This is a genomic window from Tropicibacter oceani, assembly GCF_029958925.1.
Lineage (GTDB): Bacteria > Pseudomonadota > Alphaproteobacteria > Rhodobacterales > Rhodobacteraceae > Pacificoceanicola > Pacificoceanicola oceani.
The window spans coordinates 1,663,770-1,684,213 of record NZ_CP124616.1; the positions used below are offsets into that span (position 1 = coordinate 1,663,770).

Below are 20,444 nucleotides of genomic sequence, written 5' to 3' on the forward strand. Positions count from 1 at the left end.
ATGTGCGGACGCTTTGCCATCACCCTGCCGCCTGACGCCATGGCACAATTGTTCAGCGCGGTGCCTGCCAACGATCTGCCGCCGGTGCCCAACTACAACGTCTGCCCGACCAACCAGGTCCACGTGGTGCGCAGCGAAGAGGGGCAAAGGCGGCTGGGGGCGATGCGTTGGGGGTTCTTGCCGCATTGGTACAAGGCGACCAACGGTGGCCCGCTGCTGATCAACGCCCGTGCCGAAACCATCGCCGAAAAACCGGCGTTCAAGGCCGCCTGCCGCGAAAGGCGCTGCCTGATCCCGGTCACGGGGTTCTACGAATGGACCAAGGACGAGGCGGGCAACCGCCTGCCGTGGTACATCCACGCGGCGGATGGCGGCCCGCTGGTTTTTGCCGGGGTCTGGCAGGACTGGGCGCAGGGCGAGGAGCGCCATCGCACCTGCGCCATCGTCACCACCGGGGCAAATGACCAGATTTCAAAGATCCACCACCGCATGCCGGTGATCCTGGACAAGAATGATTGGGGAAAATGGCTGGGCGAAGAAGGGCACGGCGCGGCCACCTTGATGCACGCCCCGCCCGAAGCGGTGCTGGCGCTGCACCGGGTCGGGACCGAGGTGAATTCCAACCGCGCCAGCGGTGCGCAGCTGATCGACCCCATCGCGCCCTAGCGCCGCGCATGGGCCAATCCGGCGCAGATCGCATTGCACGGGCAGATGGGCAAACCAGTTGCTTGACGTCGCCGCCGGGCTGTCATAATTCATGACGCGTCGCGGGCGTTGTGTAATGGTAAGACCCTTGCCTTCCAAGCAAGAGACGCGGGTTCGATTCCCGCCGCCCGCTCCAAAAACCCCCCTTTGCATCCCCCTTGCGGCAATTCCGGCGCTTGACCCGCGCGTCTGGCATGGCAAAAGGCCCTGTGAAAGATCCAAGGAGACGGCATGGCCCGCGGTACAAGCAAGCAGACGAATGGCGAAGAAGAGCGTGAAAAGTCGCGCAAGCTGGGATCGCTTTCGGCGCTGTGGCCTTTTCTGACGCCCTACAAGGGCTTGATGATCGCATCGGTGCTGGCGCTGATGGCCACGGCGGCGATTTCGCTGACCCTGCCGATGGCGGTGCGCCGCGTGGTCGACAACTTCAACGTCGAGGACGGCGCCCTGCTGGACCGCTATTTCGCCGCCGCGCTGGGCTTTGCCGGCCTTCTCGCGCTGGGGACGGCGCTGCGCTATGCGCTGGTGACGCGGCTGGGCGAACGGGTGGTGGCCGATATCCGCATGGCCGTGTTTGACCGGGCCATCGCGCTGTCGCCAGCCTTTTACGAAAAGATCATGACCGGAGAGGTGCTGAGCCGCATCACCACCGACACGACGCTGATCCAATCGGTCATCGGCTCGTCGATCTCGATCGCGCTGCGCAACATCCTGTTGTTCTTTGGCGGCCTGCTGCTGATGTCGCTGACCTCGGCCAAGCTGACGGGGCTTGTGCTGCTGCTGGTGCCGATCGTCGTGGTGCCGATCCTGACGCTGGGCCGCCGCCTGCGCAAGTTGAGCCGCGAGAACCAGGACTGGATCGCGGTATCGTCGGGCAATGCGTCCGAGGCGCTGAGCAGCGTGCAGACCGTGCAGGCCTATACCCACGAATCCCTGTCGCGCGAAGCCTTTGCGGATGTGACCGAGAAAAGCTTTGACGCGGCGCGCCGCCGGATCTGGACGCGGGCGCTGATGACGGCAATCGTGATCTTCCTTGTCTTTACCGGGATCGTCGGCGTGCTTTGGGTTGGCGCCTGGGACGTGCGGGCCGATCAGATGACGCCCGGCGCGCTGATCCAGTTCGTGGTCTATTCGGTCATGGTGGCGGGGGCCGTGGGGGCGCTGTCCGAAGTCTTTGGCGAGCTTCAGCGCGCCGCCGGCGCGACCGAGCGGCTGGTCGAGTTGCTGGAAGCCACCGACACGGTCAAGGACCCGGCCCGGCCTGCTGCGCTGCCTGAACCGGTGCGTGGCGAAATCGTCTTTGACGCGGTGTCGTTCAACTATCCGGCGCGCCCGGAGATTCCGGCGCTGGACCATGTCGACCTGACCATCGCGCCGGGCGAAACCGTGGCGCTGGTCGGCCCGTCGGGGGCGGGCAAGACGACAATCATCCAGCTGATCCAGCGGTTCTATGACCCGATCAGCGGGGCCGTGCGCCTGGATGGCGTGGCGTTGCCGGACATGACCCGCGCCGATTTCCGCCGTCATATCGCGCTGGTGCCGCAGGACCCGGTGATCTTTGCCGCCTCGGCCAAGGACAACATCCGGTTCGGGCGTCCCGACGCCAGCGACGCCGAGATCGAGGCCGCCGCCCGTGCCGCCGCCGCGCATGATTTCCTGAATGCGCTGCCCGAAGGCTATGACACCTGGCTGGGGGAACGCGGCGTGATGCTGTCGGGCGGACAAAAACAGCGCGTGGCGATTGCCCGCGCCATCCTGCGCGACGCGCCGGTGCTGCTGCTGGACGAGGCGACCAGCGCGCTGGACGCCGAAAGCGAACGGGCTGTGCAGGCGGCCGTCGACAAGCTGGCCGAAGGGCGCACGACCATCATCGTGGCGCACCGCCTGGCCACCGTGAAAAAGGCCGATCGCATCATCGTCATGGAACACGGGCGCATTGTCGCGACAGGCGGGCACGATGCTTTGGTGGCCGAAGGCGGGCTTTATGCCCGGCTGGCGCGGCTTCAGTTCACCGATGGGGTCGCGGCCGAGTGACCGCTTGCCGGCCTTGCGCGCGCAGCCACCTGCGGGAGTGAGGGGCGCTGCCCCTCACGCTCCCCGGAGTATTTTGACCAAGAAGAAGCAGGGACGCGGCGTCACGAAGAAGCTGCCGCAGCGTCCCTTCCTCTTGCGCGAATGCGTTTTCCTTTCCACAGTGCTGGCAATGAAAAAAAACAGGGAGGAGGGCCGACCATGACCTATGCAGGGGTGGCCGACCGTGATGCAATACAAGGGGCGATGCCCTGGGATCAGCGCGACGTTCCGAAAACGATCTGGGGCCAGCTGTCCAAAACCGCTGATGCCTTTCCCGATCGTCCGGCCGTCAGCTATCAGCTGTTGTCCGGGCCCAAGGACAAGTCAGAGACGCTGAGCTGGCGCGAGTTGCAGGCCAGGACAGCGCAGGCGGCGAACCTTTTTCGCAGTCTCGGCATCGGTGAAGGCGATGTGATCGCCTATGTGCTGCCCAACTGCAACGAGACGATTGCCACGCTGTTGGGGGGCGCCGTTGCGGGCATCGTCAATCCGATCAACCCGCTTTTGGAGCCTGAGCAGATCGCCTCGATCCTGCGCGAGACCAAGGCCAAGGTCGTTGTCACGCTGAAACCTTTCCCCAAGACCGATGTGCCGCAGAAGGTGGCCGAGGCGGTGCAGCATGCGCCGGGGGTGAATACGGTTCTGGAGGTCGATCTGAACCGCTATCTGGCGCCGCCCAAAAGCTGGATCGTGCCTTTGGTGCGGCCGAAGCTGGACCGCAGCCATGCCCATGCCGACTACAAGTGTTTCTCGAAAGAGGTTGCGAAGCAGTCGAGGACCCTGGGGTTCGCCGACAGCACCGATGACCGGATCGCCGCCTATTTCCACACCGGCGGCACCACCGGCATGCCCAAGGTGGCCCAGCACAAATACAGCGGGATGATCTATAACGGCTGGCTGGGGGCGACGCTGCTGTTTGACGAGCGGGACAACATCATGTGTCCGCTGCCGTTGTTCCACGTCTTTGCCTGCCACGTCATCCTGATGGCGGCGCTGTGTTCGGGGGCGCATGTGGTGTTCCCGACGCCTGCGGGCTATCGCGGCGAAGGTGTGTTCGACAATTTCTGGAAGCTGTGCGAGCGCTGGAAGATCAGCTTTGTGATCACCGTTCCCACGGCCGTTGCGGCGCTGATGCAGCGCCCGGTGGATGCGGATATTTCCAGCATCAAGACGGCGTTTTCGGGGTCGGCCCCGATGCCTTTGGAGTTGTTCAAGCGGTTCGAGGCGGCCTGCGGGGTTACCATCTGCGAAGGCTATGGTCTGACCGAGGCGACCTGCCTGGTCAGCGTCAACCCGCCGGACGGCGAAAAGAAGGTCGGATCGACCGGCATCGCGCTGCCCTATACGGACGTGAAGATCGTCAAGATGGTGGGTGACGCGCCGGTGGAATGCAGCGTCGACGAGGTCGGCGAGATCTGTATTTCCAACCCCGGCGTTTTTGCGGGCCATACCTATACCGAGGCGGAAAAGAACGCCGATCTGTTCCACTATGGCACCCATCTGCGCACCGGCGATCTGGGCCGGGTGGATGCGGACGGCTACCTGTGGATCACCGGCCGGGCCAAGGATCTGATCATCCGCTCGGGTCACAACATCGACCCCGCCGAGATCGAAGAGGCCCTGCTGGCGCATCCGGCGGTCGCCTTTGCCGGGGCCATCGGCCAGCCGGATGCCTATGCCGGCGAATTGCCCTGCGCCTTTGTCGAGCTGGTGTCCGGGGCAAGCGTTACCGAAGAGGAACTGCTGGAGCATGCCAGGGTGCATGTCCACGAACGCGCCGCCCATCCCAAGCACATGACCATCCTCGGCGAGCTGCCCAAAACCGCCGTCGGCAAGGTCTTCAAGCCCGATCTGCGCAAGGCCGCGATCACCCGCGTCTATAACGCGGCGTTGGAAGAGCAGGGGCTTGCGGCGCGGGTGGTTTCGGTCGTTGACGACAAAAAGCGCGGCCTTGTGGCGCAGCTTGACCGCAATGGCGCCGAAGAGACAACGGTGGCCGAGGTGCTTGGCGCCTTCACGCGGCCTTGGGAATGGTCCCAGTGACAGGGCATGGCCCGGCGTCGCAGCCGGGCCATGCCGATCAGGTGTAGGCGATCCACAGCAGGATGACGCCAAGGATCACGCGGTAGATCACGTAAGGCGTAAAACTGACCGAGCGCAGCAGGCGCATCATCAAGGTCAGCGCCAAAAGCGCCGCGACAAAGGCCATGACGGCGGCGATGGCGCCGTCGCGCGCGGCAGCGGCATCGGCGGTCGCCGCCACTTCGAGCCCCAGCAAGGTCCCCGAGGCGATGATCGTGGGGATCGACATCAGCATCGACAGGCGCGCCGCGTCGTGACGGGCATAGCCCAACTGGCGCGCCGCCGTGATCGTGATGCCAGACCGCGAGGTGCCGGGGATCAGCGCCACCGCCTGCCACAACCCCATGATGACGGCGTCGCGCAGGGTCCAGTCGGGGGCGGTCTTTTCGACGCTGCCCCGGCTGTCGGCCCAGTACAGCACCAGTCCGAAAATCAGCATCGTCCAGCCGATCACCGCGGTCGAGCGCAGCATGTCGTTCAGGCCGGTGACCTTCAGCACCAGACCGGCCAGGATCACGGGGATCGTGGCGACCAACAGCAGAAAGGCCAGCTTGGCCCCCGGGCTGTCCAGCCGTCCGCGCAGCATGGCGGGGATGCCGAAAAGGGCCTCTTGGACGTCTTTCCAGAAATACAGCACGACGGCGAACAGGGTGCCGATATGGACGGCAACGTCCAGAACCTGGCCCTGATCCGCCATGCCGGTCAGATTCGGCAGCAGAATCAGGTGCCCCGAGGACGAAATGGGCAAGAATTCGGTAATCCCTTGGATCAATGCAAGGATCAGCAGGTGGGCAAAGGTCATCTGGTATCATCCGTAGTGGAAAATCAGGCTCTGTATAACCTATTGGACTAGCGACGAAACGCCATTTAAAGGACCGGTTCGGACCTAAAAGGCGGGGATTCAGGGGGCTTTGGGGCGGGCGCTTTGGAAAAATATCGAATATAGGTCAGCATGACTTACTTTTCATCCGTTTCCGCCTTGTGTAGAGAGTCGAAACCGGAATCCCTGAACGGAGCAAGACCAAGATGGCCAAGCAGCCCATGCTGAAATTCGTAGATGTTGCACGCGACATGCCCGAAAAGCGTGATGCGGACGTCCGCAACAAGGATTTCGACGAGATTTACGCCGAATACGCCCAGGCCAAGGCCGAAGAGCAGGCGAGCCGCTGCAGCCAGTGCGGCGTGCCCTATTGCCAAAGCCATTGCCCGCTGCACAACAACATTCCCGACTGGCTGCGCCTGACCGCGACGGGCCGTCTGGAAGAGGCGTACGAGATCAGCCAGGCCACCAACACCTTTCCGGAAATCTGCGGCCGCATCTGCCCGCAGGATCGCCTGTGCGAAGGCAACTGCGTCATCGAGCAATCCGGTCACGGCACGGTCACCATCGGGTCGGTCGAAAAATACATCACCGATACTGCTTGGGAAAAGGGCTGGGTCAAGCCCGGCGTTCCGATGCAGGAACGCGGTGAAAGCGTGGGCATCATCGGTGCCGGCCCCGGCGGGCTGGCGGCGGCGGACATGCTGCGCCGTGCCGGTCTGCAGGTCACGGTCTATGACCGCTATGACCGCGCCGGCGGCTTGCTGACCTATGGCATCCCTGGCTTCAAGCTGGAAAAGGATGTGGTCATGCGCCGGATCGACCAGCTGGAACAGGCTGGGGTGCGCTTTGTCCAGAACTGCAATGTCGGCGAGGATATGACCTTTGACGACATTCGGGCGCAGCATGATGCGGTGATCATCGCCACCGGCGTCTACAAGTCGCGCGACCTGCGCGGGCCGGGTGTCGGAGCCACGGGGATTGCACGGGCCATCGACTATCTGACTGCCTCGAACCGCGCCGCCAACTTTGGCGACAAGGTGCCGGAATTCGAAAGCGGCGAACTGAACGCCAAGGGCAAGAAGGTCGTCGTCATCGGCGGCGGCGACACCGCCATGGACTGCGTGCGCACCGCCGTGCGCCAAGGCGCAAGCAGCGTCAAACTGCTGTACCGCCGCGACCGCGCCAACATGCCGGGCAGCCAGCGTGAAGTGCAGAACGCCGAGGAAGAAGGCGTTCAGTTTGAATGGCTTACCGCGCCCAAGGGCTTCAAGGGCGATCCGGTTTCGGCCGTGGTGGTCGAACGCATGCGTCTGGGCCTGCCCGATGCGACGGGCCGTCAAAGCCCCGAACTGATCGAAGGCAGCGACTATGACGAACCGGCCGATCTGGTGATCAAGGCGCTGGGGTTCGAGCCCGAAGACCTGCCGACGCTGTGGGGACAGCCCGAGCTGGAAGTGACCCGCTGGGGCACCGTCAAGGCCGAGTTCACCAGTGGCCGCACCGCCATGCCGGGCGTCTATGCCATCGGCGATATCGTCCGCGGCGCATCGCTGGTGGTCTGGGCAATCCGCGACGGGCGCGACTGTGCAGAGGCCCTGTTGACGGACCTCAACGCCGAGGCTGCCGTCGCGGCGGAGTGATCGAAAAGGGCAATCGGTACGAAACAGGCCGGGTTTGGTACAGAGTGCACCGGGCCTGAGCGGCGGCAAAATCGCCCCTTTGGACGGGTTTGGTACGAAACCCGGCGCGTTTGGTACAGATTGCAAGGCTGTTGTGCGGGTCCGCACATTGCCCGGAAATCGGGCGCTAACCAAGGTTAAAGGGTCAGGGCGACTGACCCGGACTGTCGAAAGGATGAAGGATGTCTGAACAGGGAACCAAGCGGGAAGGCGGCTGCATGTGCGGCGCCGTGCGCTTTGTTGCCACGGATGTCCCGTCCAAGGCCGGGGTCTGCCATTGCGAGATGTGCCGCCGCTGGACCGGCAGCGCGCTGATTGGCGTGACCGTGCCGACGGACAAGGTGACCTGGAGCGGCGACGCGCTGGGCGTAATCGCGTCCAGCCACTGGGCCGAGCGCGGGTTTTGCACCAAATGCGGGTCGGGGATGTATTTCCGGGTGACGATGCCGGGCGACTGGTTCGGCACCACCGAACTGCCGATCGGCCTTTTCGATGATGCAAACGGGTTCGAGATCACCAACGAGATCTACATCGACCACAAGCCGGACAGCTTTGCCTATGCGGGCATGGACGGGCGGCGGTTGCTGACACGTCAGGAATGCGTCGAGAAATTCGGCGTTCTGGACGGCGGCGGCCCAGAGGATTGAGGGCGGATCGGGGGACAAAAACCCCGGACCCCCGTGACATATTCGGACTCGTGTCGGCAGCGCCGTCCTAGGGTCCGGCGGATTTAATGACCGCTGCGGCGGCGCTTCATGGAGGAACTGGACCATGACCAAGTATGATGCACAATGGGTGGCCCGCGAGGAAGCCAAGCGCGCGTACCTGTCCGAGAACGGGCTGTATCACGAAAGCGAAGAGCATTCGTCCTGCGGTGTTGGCCTGGTGGTCAGCCTCGAGGGCAAGCCGTCGCGCAAGGTGGTGGCCGCGGGGATCACCGCGCTCAAGGCGGTCTGGCACCGCGGCGCGGTCGATGCCGATGGCAAGACCGGTGACGGCGCGGGCATTCACGTCCAGATCCCGGTCAAGTTCTTTTACGACCAGATCGACCGCACCGGCCACAAGCCGCGCCGCAACGAGCTGATGGCGGTGGGGCAGGTGTTCCTGCCGCGCACCGATCATGGCGCACAAGAGGCCTGCCGGACCATCGTGGAATCCGAAGTGCTGCGCATGGGCTATTACATCTATGGCTGGCGCCATGTGCCGGTGAAGGTGGAATGCCTGGGCGAAAAGGCCAACGCGACGCGCCCCGAGATCGAGCAGATCCTGATCTCCAACGCCAAGGGCGTGGACGAGGAAACCTTTGAGCGCGAGCTGTATGTCATTCGCCGCCGCATCGAAAAGGCGGTTCTGGCCGCTGGCATCAACGGGCTGTATGTCGCGTCGCTGTCGTGCCGGTCGATCATCTACAAGGGCATGATGCTGGCCGAGCAGGTGGCGGAATTCTATCCCGACCTGCAGGACGAACGGTTCGAAAGCGCCTTTGCGATCTATCACCAGCGCTATTCGACGAACACTTTTCCGCAGTGGTGGCTGGCGCAGCCGTTCCGCATGCTGGCGCACAACGGCGAGATCAACACGCTGAAGGGCAACATCAACTGGATGAAGTCGCACGAGATCCGCATGGCCTCGGGGACGTTCGAGGAACTGGCCGAGGACATCAAGCCGATCATCCCGAACGGGTCGTCTGACTCGGCGGCGCTGGATGCGGTGTTCGAGGTGCTGGTGCGCGCCGGGCGCAATGCGCCGATGGCGAAAACCATGTTGGTGCCGGAATCGTGGTCCAAGCAGGCGGTGGAACTGCCCGAGGCCTGGCGCGACATGTATTCCTATTGCAACAGCGTCATGGAGCCCTGGGATGGCCCCGCCGCGCTGGCGATGACCGATGGCCGCTGGGTTTGCGGCGGTTTGGATCGCAACGGGTTGCGCCCGATGCGCTATGTGGTGACGGGCGATGGCCTGCTGATCGCCGGGTCGGAAATCGGCATGGTGCCGACGGACGAGGCGACGGTTCGCGAAAAGGGCGCGCTTGGCCCGGGCCAGATGATCGCCGTCGACATGAAAGAGGGCAAGCTGTACCACGACGTCGAGATCAAGGACGCTCTGGCGGCATCACAGCCCTTTGGCGAATGGGTCGGCAAGATCACCGAACTGGACGAAAAGCTGAGCGCGGTCACCGAAAAGCCGCTGTTCAGTGGCGCCGAGCTGCGCCAGCGCCAGATCGCGGCCGGCTATACCATCGAAGAGCTTGAGCAGATCCTGGCGCCGATGGCCGAGGACGGCAAGGAAACGCTGGCCTCGATGGGCGATGACACGCCGTCGGCGGTGCTGTCGAAAAAATACCGTCCGCTGTCGCATTACTTCCGCCAGAACTTCAGCCAGGTGACCAACCCGCCGATCGACAGCCTGCGTGAATTCCGGGTGATGAGCCTGAAGACGCGGTTCGGGAACCTCAAGAACGTGCTGGACGAAAGCAGCGCGCAGACCGAGATTTACGTGCTGGACAGCCCGTTTGTGGGCAATGCGCAGTTCGAGGCGCTGAAGGCGGAATTCAACGCGCCCTTCATCGAGATCGACTGTACCTTCCCGGCGAATGGCGGGCAGGGCGCGCTGCGCAACGCGCTGGCGCGCATCCGGTCCGAGGCCGAGGACGCCGTGCGTTCGGGCAGCGGGCACATCATCCTGACGGATGAACGCTGCGACGCCGGCAAGGTCGCGATGCCGATGATCCTGGCCACCAGCGCGGTGCACAGCCACCTGACGCGCAAGGGACTGCGGACCTTCTGTTCGCTGAACGTGCGCAGCGCAGAATGCATCGACCCGCATTACTTTGCGGTGCTGATCGGGGCGGGTGCGACGGTGGTCAACGCCTACCTGGCCGAGGACAGCCTCGCCGACCGCATCGGGCGCGGGTTGCTGGACGGCACCCTGACCGAGGCCGTCGCGCGCTACCGCGAGGCTGTGGATCAGGGCCTGCTGAAGATCATGTCCAAGATGGGCATTTCGGTCGTGTCGTCCTATCGCGGCGGTCTGAACTTCGAAGCCGTGGGGCTGAGCCGCGCCATGTGCGCCGAATACTTCCCCGGAATGATCAGCCGGATTTCCGGTATCGGTCTGAACGGTCTGCAGAAAAAGGCCGAAGAGGTGCATGCGCTGGGCTTTGCCTCGGGGCGCGATGTGCTGCCGATCGGGGGGTTCTACAAGGCCCGCAAATCGGGCGAAACCCACGCCTGGGGTGCGCAGAACATGCACCTGCTGCAATCGGCCTGTGACCGTGCGTCGTTCGAGCTGTGGAAGCAGTATTCCAAGGCGATGCAAAGCAACCCGCCGATCCATCTGCGCGACCTGCTGGCGATCAAGCCGCTGGGCGATGCGATCCCGCTGGAGCAGGTGGAATCGATCACCTCGATCCGCAAGCGGTTCGTGACGCCGGGCATGAGCCTGGGCGCACTGTCGCCCGAGGCGCACAAGACGCTGAACGTCGCGATGAACCGCATCGGCGCCAAGTCCGACAGCGGCGAGGGCGGCGAAGATCCGGCGCATTTCGTGCCCGAACCCAACGGCGACAACCCGTCGGCCAAGATCAAGCAGGTGGCCTCGGGGCGCTTTGGCGTCACCGCCGAGTACCTGAACCACTGCGAAGAGCTTGAGATCAAGGTCGCACAAGGCGCCAAGCCCGGCGAAGGTGGCCAGCTGCCCGGCATGAAGGTGACCAAGCTGATCGCGCGTCTGCGCCATTCGACTGAAGGCGTGACCCTGATCAGCCCGCCGCCGCACCACGACATCTATTCGATCGAGGATCTGGCGCAGCTGATCTATGACCTCAAGCAGATCAACCCGACTGTGAAGGTCACGGTGAAGCTGGTGGCGTCCTCGGGTGTTGGCACGATTGCCGCCGGTGTGGCCAAGGCCAACGCCGACGTGATCCTTGTGTCCGGCCATAACGGCGGCACCGGGGCCTCGCCTGCGACTTCGATCAAGTACGCGGGTCTGCCCTGGGAAATGGGTCTGACTGAGGCGCATCAGGTTCTGGCGATGAACAACCTGCGGTCCCGCGTGGTGCTGCGCACGGACGGCGGGCTGCGCACCGGGCGTGACATCGTCATGGCCGCGATGCTGGGCGCCGAGGAATACGGCATCGGCACCGCCGCGCTGATCGCCATGGGCTGTATCATGGTGCGTCAGTGCCAGTCGAACACCTGCCCGGTGGGCGTGTGCACCCAGCGTGAAGACCTGCGCGCCAAGTTCACCGGCAACGCCGACAAGGTGGTGAACCTGATCACCTTCTACGCGCAGGAAGTGCGCGAGATCCTGGCCAGCATCGGTGCGCGCAGCCTGTCTGACGTGATCGGCCGGGCCGACCTGCTGAGCCAGGTCAGCCGTGGCTCGGAACATCTGGACGACCTGGACCTGAACCCGCTGCTGATCCATGTGGATGGCTCGGAAAACATCGTCTATGACCGCGACCGCCCGCGCAACCCGGTGCCCGATACGCTGGACGCCGAAATCGTGCGCGATGCGGCCCGGTTCCTTCAGGACGGCGAAAAGATGCAGCTGTCCTATGCGGTGATGAACACGCATCGGACGGTAGGCACGCGGGTATCGAGCCATATCGTGCGCAAGTTCGGCATGCGCAACGCGCTGCAACCCGACCACCTGCACGTCAAGCTGACGGGCAGCGCGGGGCAGTCGCTGGGTGCCTTTGCCGCGCCGGGCCTGAAGCTGGAAGTGTCGGGCGATGCCAACGACTATGTCGGCAAGGGCCTGTCCGGTGGTCTGATCGTGGTGCGTCCGCCGCAGGTGTCGCCGCTGGTGGCCTCGGAAAACACCATCATCGGCAACACCGTGCTGTATGGCGCGACCGACGGGCACCTGTTTGCGGCAGGCCGCGCAGGAGAACGCTTTGCGGTGCGCAACTCGGGCGCGAAAGTGGTGGTCGAGGGCTGTGGCAGCAACGGTTGTGAATACATGACCGGCGGTGTCGCGGTGATCCTTGGGTCGATCGGGGCAAACTTTGGCGCGGGCATGACCGGCGGCATGGCCTATCTGTACGATCCCGAAGGCAAGGCGCATTCGATGATGAACCTTGAGGGGCTTGTGACCTGCCCGGTCACCACCCCCGAGTGGGAGGCCCAGCTGAAAGGCCTGATCGAACGCCACGCAACCGAGACCAACAGCCTGAAGGCGGCGGATATCCTGCAGCACTGGGATACCGAAAAGGCGAACTTCTTGCAGGTTTGCCCGACCGAAATGCTGGACAAGATCGCCTATCCTCTGGGCATCGAAGACAAGGCCGTTCCGGCGGAATGATCCGCAAGGCCATATGAATGCGAAAGGCCCGGGGGGATGTCCCCGGGCCTTTTTGCGTTGCAGCGGGGCAACGGGTTTCGGTGCATCGGGATGTGACGTTACATCGCGTCAATTAACGCTTTTCCCGGCGGGCCAAACGGTTTAGCGCTGCGCTGTGGGCATCGCGTACCGGAGAAGCAATTCAACGGCGCTTTGGATGTGGTTGGTTTTCTTTTGAGTGACTGCGGGCGATATCGCGATCCACGCCGGGCGTGTCCTTTTCGCAAGGGCCGCCCGGCCCATTCTGCCAGGATTGTTTCCCTTTTTGCAAAGACGGTCTAATCCTTGGACATGGCAGCCAAGACAAGCCCCGCAAAGAAGGCCCGACCCGCGCGTAAATCCGCGGCCAAGACGCCTGCGCAGGGGCGGCGCTTTCGGCCGATGCGCTGGGTGCTGCGGGGCGCGTTCAGACTGGGGGTGATCATGTCTGCTGTCATGTTGATGCTGGTTCTGGCCTTCAAGGGGCTGAACCCACCGACCACGCATACGATCTGGTCCGAGCAGCGCAGGCTGGGGACGGTCGAGCAGGTCTGGATGGATGTCGACGCCATCGCTCCGGTGATGTTGCGGGCGGCCGTGGCGGCCGAGGACGCCAATTTCTGCAGCCACTGGGGATTTGACATGGCGGCGATCCGGGCGGCCATCGAAAGCGGCGCGGCGCGGGGCGGCAGCACGATTTCGCAGCAGGTGGTCAAGAACGTCTATCTGTGGCAGGGGCGCAGTTATCTGCGCAAGGCGCTGGAGGCGCTGATGACCCCGATGGTCGAGGCGCTTTGGTCCAAGCGGCGCATCCTTGAGGTGTACCTGAACGTGGCCGAATTCGACACGGGTGTTTTCGGGGTCGAGGCGGCGGCTAGGCATTATTTCGGGGTCGGGGCGGGGGACCTGTCGGCGCGGCAGGCGTCGCTGTTGGCGGCGGTGTTGCCCAATCCGAAGAACCGCAATGCGGCGCGCCCGACGGCCTATCTGGAACGGCGCGCCAGGTCGATCCGGTCGGGGGCAGACACGATCGCGGCGGATGGGCGCGCGGCCTGTTTCGAGCGCTGAGGGCCCGGGCGCCGGTTTGGAGCCGCCACCCGGCAGGAGCCCGCCGGCGTCGGCCATTGCTGGCGCAGGCCCGCTTGTCCGCTTGAATCCGGGTGGGTTTCGCGGCAAGTAGGGGCTGTTCGCAGTCTCTTTCAGGATCATCATGGCCAAGCTGTACCACGTTCCCTTGTCTCCGTTCTGCCGCAAGGTCCGGTTGAGCCTGGCCGAGAAGAAGATCGAGTGCGAGCTGTTGGAGGAACGGTACTGGGAAAAGGACCCGGATTTCCTGCGCCGCAACCCGGCGGCGAAGGTTCCGGTGCTGAAGATCGACGGCAAGACCATGGCCGAAAGCGCCGCCATCTGCGAGTGGATCGAGGAGAAGTACCCCGAGCCGTCCTTGATGCCGCGCAGCGCTGATGCGCGCTATGAGGTGCGCCGCCTGGTGGGGTGGTTCGACGACAAGTTCCACAATGAAGTGACCAGCAAGCTGCTGTACGAACGGGTGAACAAGAAGGTCATGAAGGCGGGTTTTCCCGACAGCGGCAACGTCAAGTCCGGGGCGAAGGCGATCAAGTATCATCTGGATTACCTGGCCTGGCTTCTGGATCACCGGCGCTGGCTGGCGGGCGACAGCATGACGCTGGCCGATTTCGCGGCGGCGGCGCATCTGTCGTCGCTGGATTACATTTCGGACGTGGACTGGAACCGCAGCGAGGTGGTCAAGGACTGGTACGCCAAGATCAAGTCTCGGCCGGCGTTCCGGTCGATCCTGGCCGACCAGGTGCCCGGCTTTCCGCCGCCGGCGCACTACGCCGACCTGGATTTCTGAGGCCGGCCGGACGGCGCTGTTTGCGCAGGAGCGCAAAGGCGCCCCGCCCGCCGTCCCGTGGGGCGATGCCCGGGGCGCGGTGTTTGTTGTGAGGTCGGAGTGGGGGCCAGCCCCCACGCCCCCGGGATATTTCGGGCAAGAGGAATGAGGGGGCTGGCGGTTGGCTGAACTTGTGGACATGCTGAAGGCGGAGGCGCGGGAGGTGGGCTTTGCCGCCTGTCGGGTTTGTCAGCCGGGGGATGTGCCGCAGGTGATGGCGCGTTTGCAGGCCTATGTGGCTGCGGGGCGGCATGGGCAGATGGGCTGGATGGGCGAGCGGATGCATTGGCGCGGCGCGCCGGATGCGCTGTGGCCCGAGGCGCGGTCAGTCATCATGCTGGCCGAGAATTACGGCCCGGAGCATGATCCGCTTGCGGTGCTGGAGCAACGCGATCGGGCGGCGATTTCGGTCTATGCTCAGAACCGCGATTACCATGACGTTGTGAAAAAGCGGCTGAAGCGGCTGGGGCGCTGGTTGATCGAGACCGCCGGGCCGGACAGCGAGATCAAGGTTTTTGTCGACACTGCTCCGGTGATGGAAAAGCCGCTGGGGCAGGCGGCGGGGCTGGGTTGGCAGGGTAAGCATACCAACCTGGTCAGTCGGAAACTGGGATCGTGGTTTTTCCTGGGGTGCATTTTCACCACGGTGGCGTTGCCCGTGGATGGGGGTGAGGTCGATCATTGCGGATCGTGCCGGGCCTGTCTGGATGTCTGTCCGACCGGGGCCTTTCCGGCGCCCTACCAGTTGGATGCGCGGCGCTGCATTTCCTATCTGACGATCGAGCACGCGGGGCCGGTGGACCCGGCGTTGCGCGCAGGCCTGGGCAACCGGATCTATGGCTGTGACGATTGCCTGGCGGTTTGTCCGTGGAACAAGTTCGCGCAGCGCGCCGCCGAGGCGAAGTACCATGCGCGGCCCGAATTGCTGGCGCCCAGGCTGGCAGATCTGGCGGGGTTGGACGATGCCGGGTTTCGCGCGCTGTTTTCGGGCAGTCCGATCAAGCGCATCGGGCGGGACCGGTTCGTGCGCAATGTCTGCTATGCCATCGGCAATTCCGGCGAGGCGGGGTTGCGGCCTGCGGTGCAAGCGTTGTGCGAGGATGCGGACGCGGCGGTGCGCGATGCGGCACGCTGGGCGGCGGCGCGCCTGCCCGCCTGAGCGATGAGGGGCGTCAGGCTGCCATCCCGACGCCCCGAGCGGACCCTTCTTGCCTTGGGAGTTAAAAAGAATGCGCTCATCCTTGCATTTGGCGGTTCGGGCGCTTTGCCGCAAGAGGGAACACAAGCGATCGTGACACGGCGTGTGAAACGGATTGTATCGGGCGTTTTTTGGCCCATGTTATGGTCAGACAAACAGGAGGACGCGCATGGCCAAGTATGAACGCCGCCCCGAGGTGATCGAAACGCTCAGCCCCGAGCAGTATCGTGTCACGCAGGAAAACGGCACCGAACGCCCCGGAACGGGCGAATATCTGGGAAACAAGGACCCGGGGATTTACGTCGATATCGTGTCGGGCGAGCCTTTGTTCGCAAGTGCCGCCAAGTATGAAAGCGGCTGCGGCTGGCCGAGTTTCGTCAAGCCGATCGAGCCGGACAATATCGTCGAGTTGCGCGATACCACGCATGGCATGATCCGGACCGAGGTGCGCAGCGCCCATGGTGACAGTCACCTGGGGCATGTGTTCCCGGACGGGCCGGTCGAGCAGGGCGGTTTGCGCTATTGCATCAACTCGGCCTCGTTGCGGTTTGTGCATCGCGATGACATGGAAGACGAAGGCTATGGCCAGTATCTGGCCCAGGTGGAGGATGTGGAATGATGGAACGCGCTGTTTTGGCGGGGGGCTGTTTCTGGGGCATGCAGGATCTGATCCGCAAGCTGCCGGGTGTCGAAAAGACCCGCGTGGGTTACACCGGTGGTGACGTTGCGAATGCGACCTATCGCAATCACGGCACCCATGCCGAGGGGATCGAGATCCTGTTCGATCCCGCGCGGATCAGCTATCGCCAGATTTTGGAGTTCTTTTTCCAGATCCACGATCCGACCACGGTGAACCGGCAGGGCAATGACCGCGGGATGAGCTATCGTTCGGCGATCTATTATGTCGATGATGCGCAGCGGGCCTGTGCGCTTGAGACCATTGCCGATGTCGAGGCCTCGGGCCATTGGCCGGGCAAGGTGGTGACCGAGGTCGAACCGGTGGGGGATTTCTGGGAAGCCGAGCCGGAGCATCAGGATTACCTTGAGCGTATTCCGAACGGCTATACCTGCCATTTCCCGCGCGCCGACTGGGTTCTGCCGCGCCGCGACGCCGCCGAATAGGCTTTGGGGGCCCTCATGCAAATTCGCATGGGGGCCTTTCGCTTTTGGGCGATGGGTTTGCGCGATCAGGCGGGATAGGGTCGCGGCAGATTTGGTTCAGGAGCGTCAGATGACCACAGACAGTGCCTTTTGGGACCGCATTGCGGTGAAATATGCCGCCCGTCCGGTCGGTGATCCGGCCGCCTACGAGACGACCTTGCAGCGGGTACGCCATTGGCTGCGCCCCGATATGGCGGTGCTGGAGCTGGGCTGCGGCACCGGGACGACAGCGCTGCGCCTGAGCGATGCGGTGCGCCGTTATACGGCGACGGATGCGGCGCAGGGGATGCTGGACATTGCCATGGCCAAACCGGTGCCCGACGGGGGCGCGCTGCGTTTTGTGCGGGCCGAGGCGCAGGAGGCCGTGCAGCCGGGATATGATGTGATCCTGGCCTTCAGCCTGCTGCATCTGCTGCCCGGGCGCCGGGATTTGATGGCGCAGGTGCGCGCGGCCTTGCCGGCGGGAGGGGTGTTCATTTCCAAGACGCCGTGCCTTGCGGGCAAGCCCTGGTTCCGGCCGTTGATCGCGGTGCTGCGCTGGTTCGGCAAGGCGCCGCCGGGGGTTGGCTTTGTGTCGCCGTCGATGCTGCAGGCCGAGCTGAGGGAGGCGGGCTTCGAGATTGTCGAGACCGGGGATTATCCCAAGTCCCTGCCCAACCATTTCATCGTGGCGCGGGCTGTTTGAGGAAACAGGGTTTTGGCAGCGATGCTATTTGGGGTCAGGGGATGCGCGGGCCGGTGTATTGCGCGTCCGAGACCTGTTCCAGCCAGTCGGCGGCGCTGCCGTCCTTTGCCTCTTGGATCGCCAGGTGCGCCATGCCCACGTCGGGGGCGGCGCCGTGCCAGTGTTTTTCACCCGGGGCGAACCAGCAGGTGTCGCCGGGGCGCAGTTCGCGGATGTCCTGACCTTCGCTTTGCGCAAGGCACAGGCCCGACAGGATGTGCAGGGTCTGCCCGTAGGGATGGGTGTGCCAGGCGGTGCGCGCGCCGGGATCAAAGGTGACGATCAGCGCGTTGACCCGCGACGGCGGGTTGGACGAAATCACCGGGTCCATGCGGACCTTGCCGGTGAAATAGTCGGGGCTCGGGGTGCTTGACGGGCGGCTTCCGGCGCGGAAAATGTCCATGGGTGTCCTTTCAGGCCCAACAATAGGCCCTGGGCAGCATGCCACGAAAAAGGGCGGGGGATAACCCCGCCCTACAGGCTGTCGTGCAGCAGGGCGGGGTTATTCCCCGCACCCGTTCAAAGGTCTGCGTAGATCGGGAAGCGCGCGCACAGCGCCTCGACCTCGGCCTTGACCTTGGCTTCGACTTCGGCGTTGCCGTCTTCGCCGTTCGCCGCCAGCCCATCGACGACTTCGATGATCCAGTCGGCGATCTGGCGGAACTCGGCCTCACCGAAACCGCGGGTGGTTCCGGCGGGGCTGCCCAGCCGGATGCCGGATGTGATCGTCGGCTTTTCGGGATCAAACGGCACGCCGTTCTTGTTGCAGGTGATGTGCGCGCGGCCCAATGCCTTTTCGGTGGCGTTGCCCTTGACCCCTTTGGGGCGCAGGTCGACGAGCACGACGTGGGTGTCGGTGCCGTGGGTCACGGTGTCGAGACCGCCCTTGATCAGCTGGTCCGACAGCGCCTGCGCGTTGAGGATCACCTGCTTGGCGTAGGCCTTGAATTCGGGGCGCAGCGCTTCGCCAAAGGCGACGGCCTTGGCGGCGATGACGTGCATCAGCGGGCCGCCCTGAATGCCCGGGAAGATCGCCGAGTTCACTTTCTTGGCGATGGTTTCGTCGTTGGTCAGGATCATGCCGCCGCGCGGGCCGCGCAGGGTTTTATGCGTGGTGGTGGTGGCCACATGCGCATGCGGGAAAGGCGAGGGGTGTTCGCCCGCTGCCACCAGACCGGCAAAATGCGCCATGTCCACATGCAGGTAGGCGCCGACCATATCGGCGATTTCGCGCATGCGGGCAAAGTCGATCTGGCGCGGGATGGCGCTGCCGCCGGCGATGATCAGCTTGGGTTTGTGGGCAAGTGCCAGTTCCTGAACCTGATCGTAGTCCAGCGTGTTGTCCTGCTGGCGCACGCCGTACTGGATGGCGTTGAACCACTTGCCCGACTGGTTCGGTTTGGCGCCGTGGGTCAGGTGGCCGCCCGCATCCAGGCTCATCCCCAGAATGGTATCGCCGGGCTGGATCAGCGCCTGATACACCCCCTGGTTGGCCTGCGAGCCCGAGTTCGGCTGCACGTTGGCGAATTCACAGCCGAACAGCTGGCAGGCGCGTTCGATGGCCAGGTTTTCCGCCACGTCGACCCAGTCGCAGCCGCCATAATAGCGGCGGCCCGGATAGCCTTCGGCGTATTTGTTGGTCATCACGCTGCCCTGCGCTTCCATCACGGCGCGGGACACGATGTTTTCCGAGGCGATCAGCTCGATCTCGTCCCGCTGGCGACCAAGTTCGCCCTTGATGGCGCCGAAAAGCTGAGGGTCGCGGGTTTCAAGCGTTTCGGTGAAGAAACCGGTGTCACGGTGGGATGCGGTCATCGTCCTGCTCCTTGGGATTCGGGATTGGCGGTTTCGTATCGGAAACGATACCGGAGGCAAAGAATGTAAAGCGACATAACGCATTAATCTTGCGTCTTGGCTGGCAAGGGCGGGGAACTTGTGTTTCTTTTGGCTCCAAACGGAGAGGACAGGAAACTTTATGTCGTTAAAGATCGCCTTCTGCGCCTCGGACGCCGCGATCGCGCAGTCCGCGCTGCGCGGGTTGACGCGCCGCTATGGCGATCATGCCGAACAGGGGGCCGATGCGATCGTGGCCCTGGGCGGCGACGGGTTCATGTTGCAGACGCTGCATCGCACCCAGGACAACCCCGCGCCGGTCTACGGCATGAACCGGGGCACCGTCGGCTTTTTGATGAACGAGTATTCCGAACACGGCCTGCCCGAACGGCTGGAGGCGGCCGAGGTCGCGGTGATCAACCCGCTGGTCATGCGCACGGTTTGCGGGGACGGGTCCGAGCATCGGGCGCTGGCCATCAACGAAGTGTCCTTGTTGCGCATGGGTCCGCAGGCGGCCAAGCTGCGGATCAGCGTCGACGGCAAGGTGCGTCTGGCCGAACTGGTCTGTGACGGTGCGCTGGTGGCGACGCCCGCCGGATCGACAGCCTACAACTATTCGGCGCACGGGCCGATTTTGCCGATCGGGGCGGATGTTCTGGCGCTGACGGCGGTGGCCGCGTTCCGGCCCCGGCGCTGGCGCGGCGCGCTGTTGCCGAAATCCGCCGAAGTCAGTTTCGAGGTGCTGGAGGCCGAGAAACGCCCGGTCATGGCCGAGGCGGACAGCCGCGCGGTGCGCGATGTGCGCCAGGTGCACATCCGGTCCGAACCCCGGATCGAACATCGTGTGTTGTTCGATCCCGGCCATGGATTGGAAGAACGGCTGATCCAGGAACAATTCGTCTGACGGCGCGGCCTGGCCGGGA

At 64.1% G+C, this 20,444-nt stretch carries 16 protein-coding genes and 1 tRNA gene; 14 read left to right on the top strand and 3 right to left on the bottom strand.

What is annotated here, in order from left to right; translation table 11 throughout:
- The 4 genes from QF118_RS08055 (at nucleotide 1) to QF118_RS08070 (ending at nucleotide 4,821) form a co-directional block, all read left to right on the top strand.
- Complete coding sequence (locus QF118_RS08055) at nucleotides 1–666, top strand: SOS response-associated peptidase (RefSeq protein ID WP_282302113.1); 666 nt, start codon at nucleotides 1–3, stop codon at nucleotides 664–666.
- Nucleotides 667–767: 101 nt separating this feature from the next.
- Nucleotides 768–841 (top strand) — tRNA-Gly (locus tag QF118_RS08060).
- A gap of 95 nt (nucleotides 842–936) precedes the next feature.
- The gene (locus QF118_RS08065; RefSeq protein WP_282302114.1) at nucleotides 937–2,739 is read left to right on the top strand and encodes an ABC transporter transmembrane domain-containing protein; all 1,803 of its coding nucleotides are present in this window, start codon (nucleotides 937–939) and stop codon (nucleotides 2,737–2,739) included.
- Nucleotides 2,740–2,937: 198 nt separating this feature from the next.
- The gene (locus tag QF118_RS08070; protein ID WP_282302115.1) at nucleotides 2,938–4,821 is read left to right on the top strand and encodes an acyl-CoA synthetase; all 1,884 of its coding nucleotides are present in this window, start codon (nucleotides 2,938–2,940) and stop codon (nucleotides 4,819–4,821) included.
- Nucleotides 4,822–4,858: 37 nt separating this feature from the next.
- On the opposite strand, the gene QF118_RS08075 is transcribed toward QF118_RS08070, so the two are convergent.
- Nucleotides 4,859–5,662, bottom strand: a complete 804-nt coding sequence (locus QF118_RS08075; protein WP_282302116.1) for an undecaprenyl-diphosphate phosphatase — start codon at nucleotides 5,660–5,662, stop codon at nucleotides 4,859–4,861.
- 224 nt (nucleotides 5,663–5,886) lie between these two features.
- Between QF118_RS08075 and QF118_RS08080 the strand changes: the two genes are divergently transcribed.
- The 9 genes from QF118_RS08080 (at nucleotide 5,887) to QF118_RS08120 (ending at nucleotide 17,649) form a co-directional block, all read left to right on the top strand.
- Entirely contained in the window at nucleotides 5,887–7,323 is a 1,437-nt protein-coding gene (locus QF118_RS08080; protein WP_282302117.1) for an NAD(P)-dependent oxidoreductase, read from the top strand.
- A gap of 221 nt (nucleotides 7,324–7,544) precedes the next feature.
- Nucleotides 7,545–8,009, top strand: a complete 465-nt coding sequence (locus tag QF118_RS08085; RefSeq protein ID WP_282302118.1) for a GFA family protein — start codon at nucleotides 7,545–7,547, stop codon at nucleotides 8,007–8,009.
- 124 nt (nucleotides 8,010–8,133) lie between these two features.
- Nucleotides 8,134–12,672, top strand: a complete 4,539-nt coding sequence (gene gltB, locus QF118_RS08090) for a glutamate synthase large subunit (RefSeq protein ID WP_282302119.1) — start codon at nucleotides 8,134–8,136, stop codon at nucleotides 12,670–12,672.
- Between the two features lie 330 nt (nucleotides 12,673–13,002).
- A complete protein-coding gene (gene mtgA / locus QF118_RS08095) occupies nucleotides 13,003–13,758 on the top strand; it encodes a monofunctional biosynthetic peptidoglycan transglycosylase (RefSeq protein WP_282302120.1) in 756 nt (251 codons plus the stop codon).
- Nucleotides 13,759–13,900: 142 nt separating this feature from the next.
- Nucleotides 13,901–14,566: an FtsZ-binding protein FzlA gene (gene fzlA, locus QF118_RS08100; protein ID WP_282302121.1), complete on the top strand. Its 666-nt coding sequence runs from the start codon at nucleotides 13,901–13,903 to the stop codon at nucleotides 14,564–14,566.
- A 178-nt stretch (nucleotides 14,567–14,744) separates the two neighbouring features.
- A complete protein-coding gene (queG, locus tag QF118_RS08105; protein WP_282302432.1) occupies nucleotides 14,745–15,764 on the top strand; it encodes a tRNA epoxyqueuosine(34) reductase QueG in 1,020 nt (339 codons plus the stop codon).
- A 208-nt stretch (nucleotides 15,765–15,972) separates the two neighbouring features.
- Nucleotides 15,973–16,422: a peptide-methionine (R)-S-oxide reductase MsrB gene (gene msrB, locus QF118_RS08110; protein WP_282302122.1), complete on the top strand. Its 450-nt coding sequence runs from the start codon at nucleotides 15,973–15,975 to the stop codon at nucleotides 16,420–16,422.
- Nucleotides 16,419–16,925: a peptide-methionine (S)-S-oxide reductase MsrA gene (gene msrA, locus QF118_RS08115; protein ID WP_282302123.1), complete on the top strand. Its 507-nt coding sequence runs from the start codon at nucleotides 16,419–16,421 to the stop codon at nucleotides 16,923–16,925. Before msrB ends, msrA begins: the two co-directional genes overlap by 4 nt.
- Nucleotides 16,926–17,034: 109 nt before the next feature.
- Nucleotides 17,035–17,649, top strand: coding sequence for a class I SAM-dependent DNA methyltransferase (locus tag QF118_RS08120; RefSeq protein ID WP_282302124.1), 615 nt, complete (start codon nucleotides 17,035–17,037; stop codon nucleotides 17,647–17,649).
- A gap of 34 nt (nucleotides 17,650–17,683) precedes the next feature.
- Here the strand turns inward: QF118_RS08120 and QF118_RS08125 are convergent, their stop codons facing one another.
- Both QF118_RS08125 and glyA read right to left on the bottom strand, forming a co-directional pair.
- The gene (locus tag QF118_RS08125; protein WP_282302125.1) at nucleotides 17,684–18,091 is read right to left on the bottom strand and encodes a (R)-mandelonitrile lyase; all 408 of its coding nucleotides are present in this window, start codon (nucleotides 18,089–18,091) and stop codon (nucleotides 17,684–17,686) included.
- A gap of 116 nt (nucleotides 18,092–18,207) precedes the next feature.
- Complete coding sequence (glyA, locus tag QF118_RS08130) at nucleotides 18,208–19,503, bottom strand: serine hydroxymethyltransferase (protein WP_282302126.1); 1,296 nt, start codon at nucleotides 19,501–19,503, stop codon at nucleotides 18,208–18,210.
- 100 nt (nucleotides 19,504–19,603) lie between these two features.
- Between glyA and QF118_RS08135 the strand changes: the two genes are divergently transcribed.
- Nucleotides 19,604–20,425, top strand: a complete 822-nt coding sequence (locus QF118_RS08135; protein ID WP_394357087.1) for an NAD kinase — start codon at nucleotides 19,604–19,606, stop codon at nucleotides 20,423–20,425.
- The last annotated feature ends 19 nt before the right edge of the window (nucleotides 20,426–20,444 follow it).

Bases quoted from the DNA above. Each gene is read 5' to 3' on its own strand.
- QF118_RS08055 (WP_282302113.1), top strand. From the start codon at position 1: ATGTGCGGACGCTTTGCCATCACCCTGCCGCCTGACGCCATGGCACAA.
- QF118_RS08065 (WP_282302114.1), top strand. From the start codon at position 937: ATGGCCCGCGGTACAAGCAAGCAGACGAATGGCGAAGAAGAGCGTGAA.
- QF118_RS08070 (WP_282302115.1), top strand. From the start codon at position 2,938: ATGACCTATGCAGGGGTGGCCGACCGTGATGCAATACAAGGGGCGATG.
- QF118_RS08075 (WP_282302116.1), bottom strand. From the start codon at position 5,662: ATGACCTTTGCCCACCTGCTGATCCTTGCATTGATCCAAGGGATTACC.
- QF118_RS08080 (WP_282302117.1), top strand. From the start codon at position 5,887: ATGGCCAAGCAGCCCATGCTGAAATTCGTAGATGTTGCACGCGACATG.
- QF118_RS08085 (WP_282302118.1), top strand. From the start codon at position 7,545: ATGTCTGAACAGGGAACCAAGCGGGAAGGCGGCTGCATGTGCGGCGCC.
- gltB (WP_282302119.1), top strand. From the start codon at position 8,134: ATGACCAAGTATGATGCACAATGGGTGGCCCGCGAGGAAGCCAAGCGC.
- mtgA (WP_282302120.1), top strand. From the start codon at position 13,003: ATGGCAGCCAAGACAAGCCCCGCAAAGAAGGCCCGACCCGCGCGTAAA.
- fzlA (WP_282302121.1), top strand. From the start codon at position 13,901: ATGGCCAAGCTGTACCACGTTCCCTTGTCTCCGTTCTGCCGCAAGGTC.
- queG (WP_282302432.1), top strand. From the start codon at position 14,745: ATGCTGAAGGCGGAGGCGCGGGAGGTGGGCTTTGCCGCCTGTCGGGTT.
- msrB (WP_282302122.1), top strand. From the start codon at position 15,973: ATGGCCAAGTATGAACGCCGCCCCGAGGTGATCGAAACGCTCAGCCCC.
- msrA (WP_282302123.1), top strand. From the start codon at position 16,419: ATGATGGAACGCGCTGTTTTGGCGGGGGGCTGTTTCTGGGGCATGCAG.
- QF118_RS08120 (WP_282302124.1), top strand. From the start codon at position 17,035: ATGACCACAGACAGTGCCTTTTGGGACCGCATTGCGGTGAAATATGCC.
- QF118_RS08125 (WP_282302125.1), bottom strand. From the start codon at position 18,091: ATGGACATTTTCCGCGCCGGAAGCCGCCCGTCAAGCACCCCGAGCCCC.
- glyA (WP_282302126.1), bottom strand. From the start codon at position 19,503: ATGACCGCATCCCACCGTGACACCGGTTTCTTCACCGAAACGCTTGAA.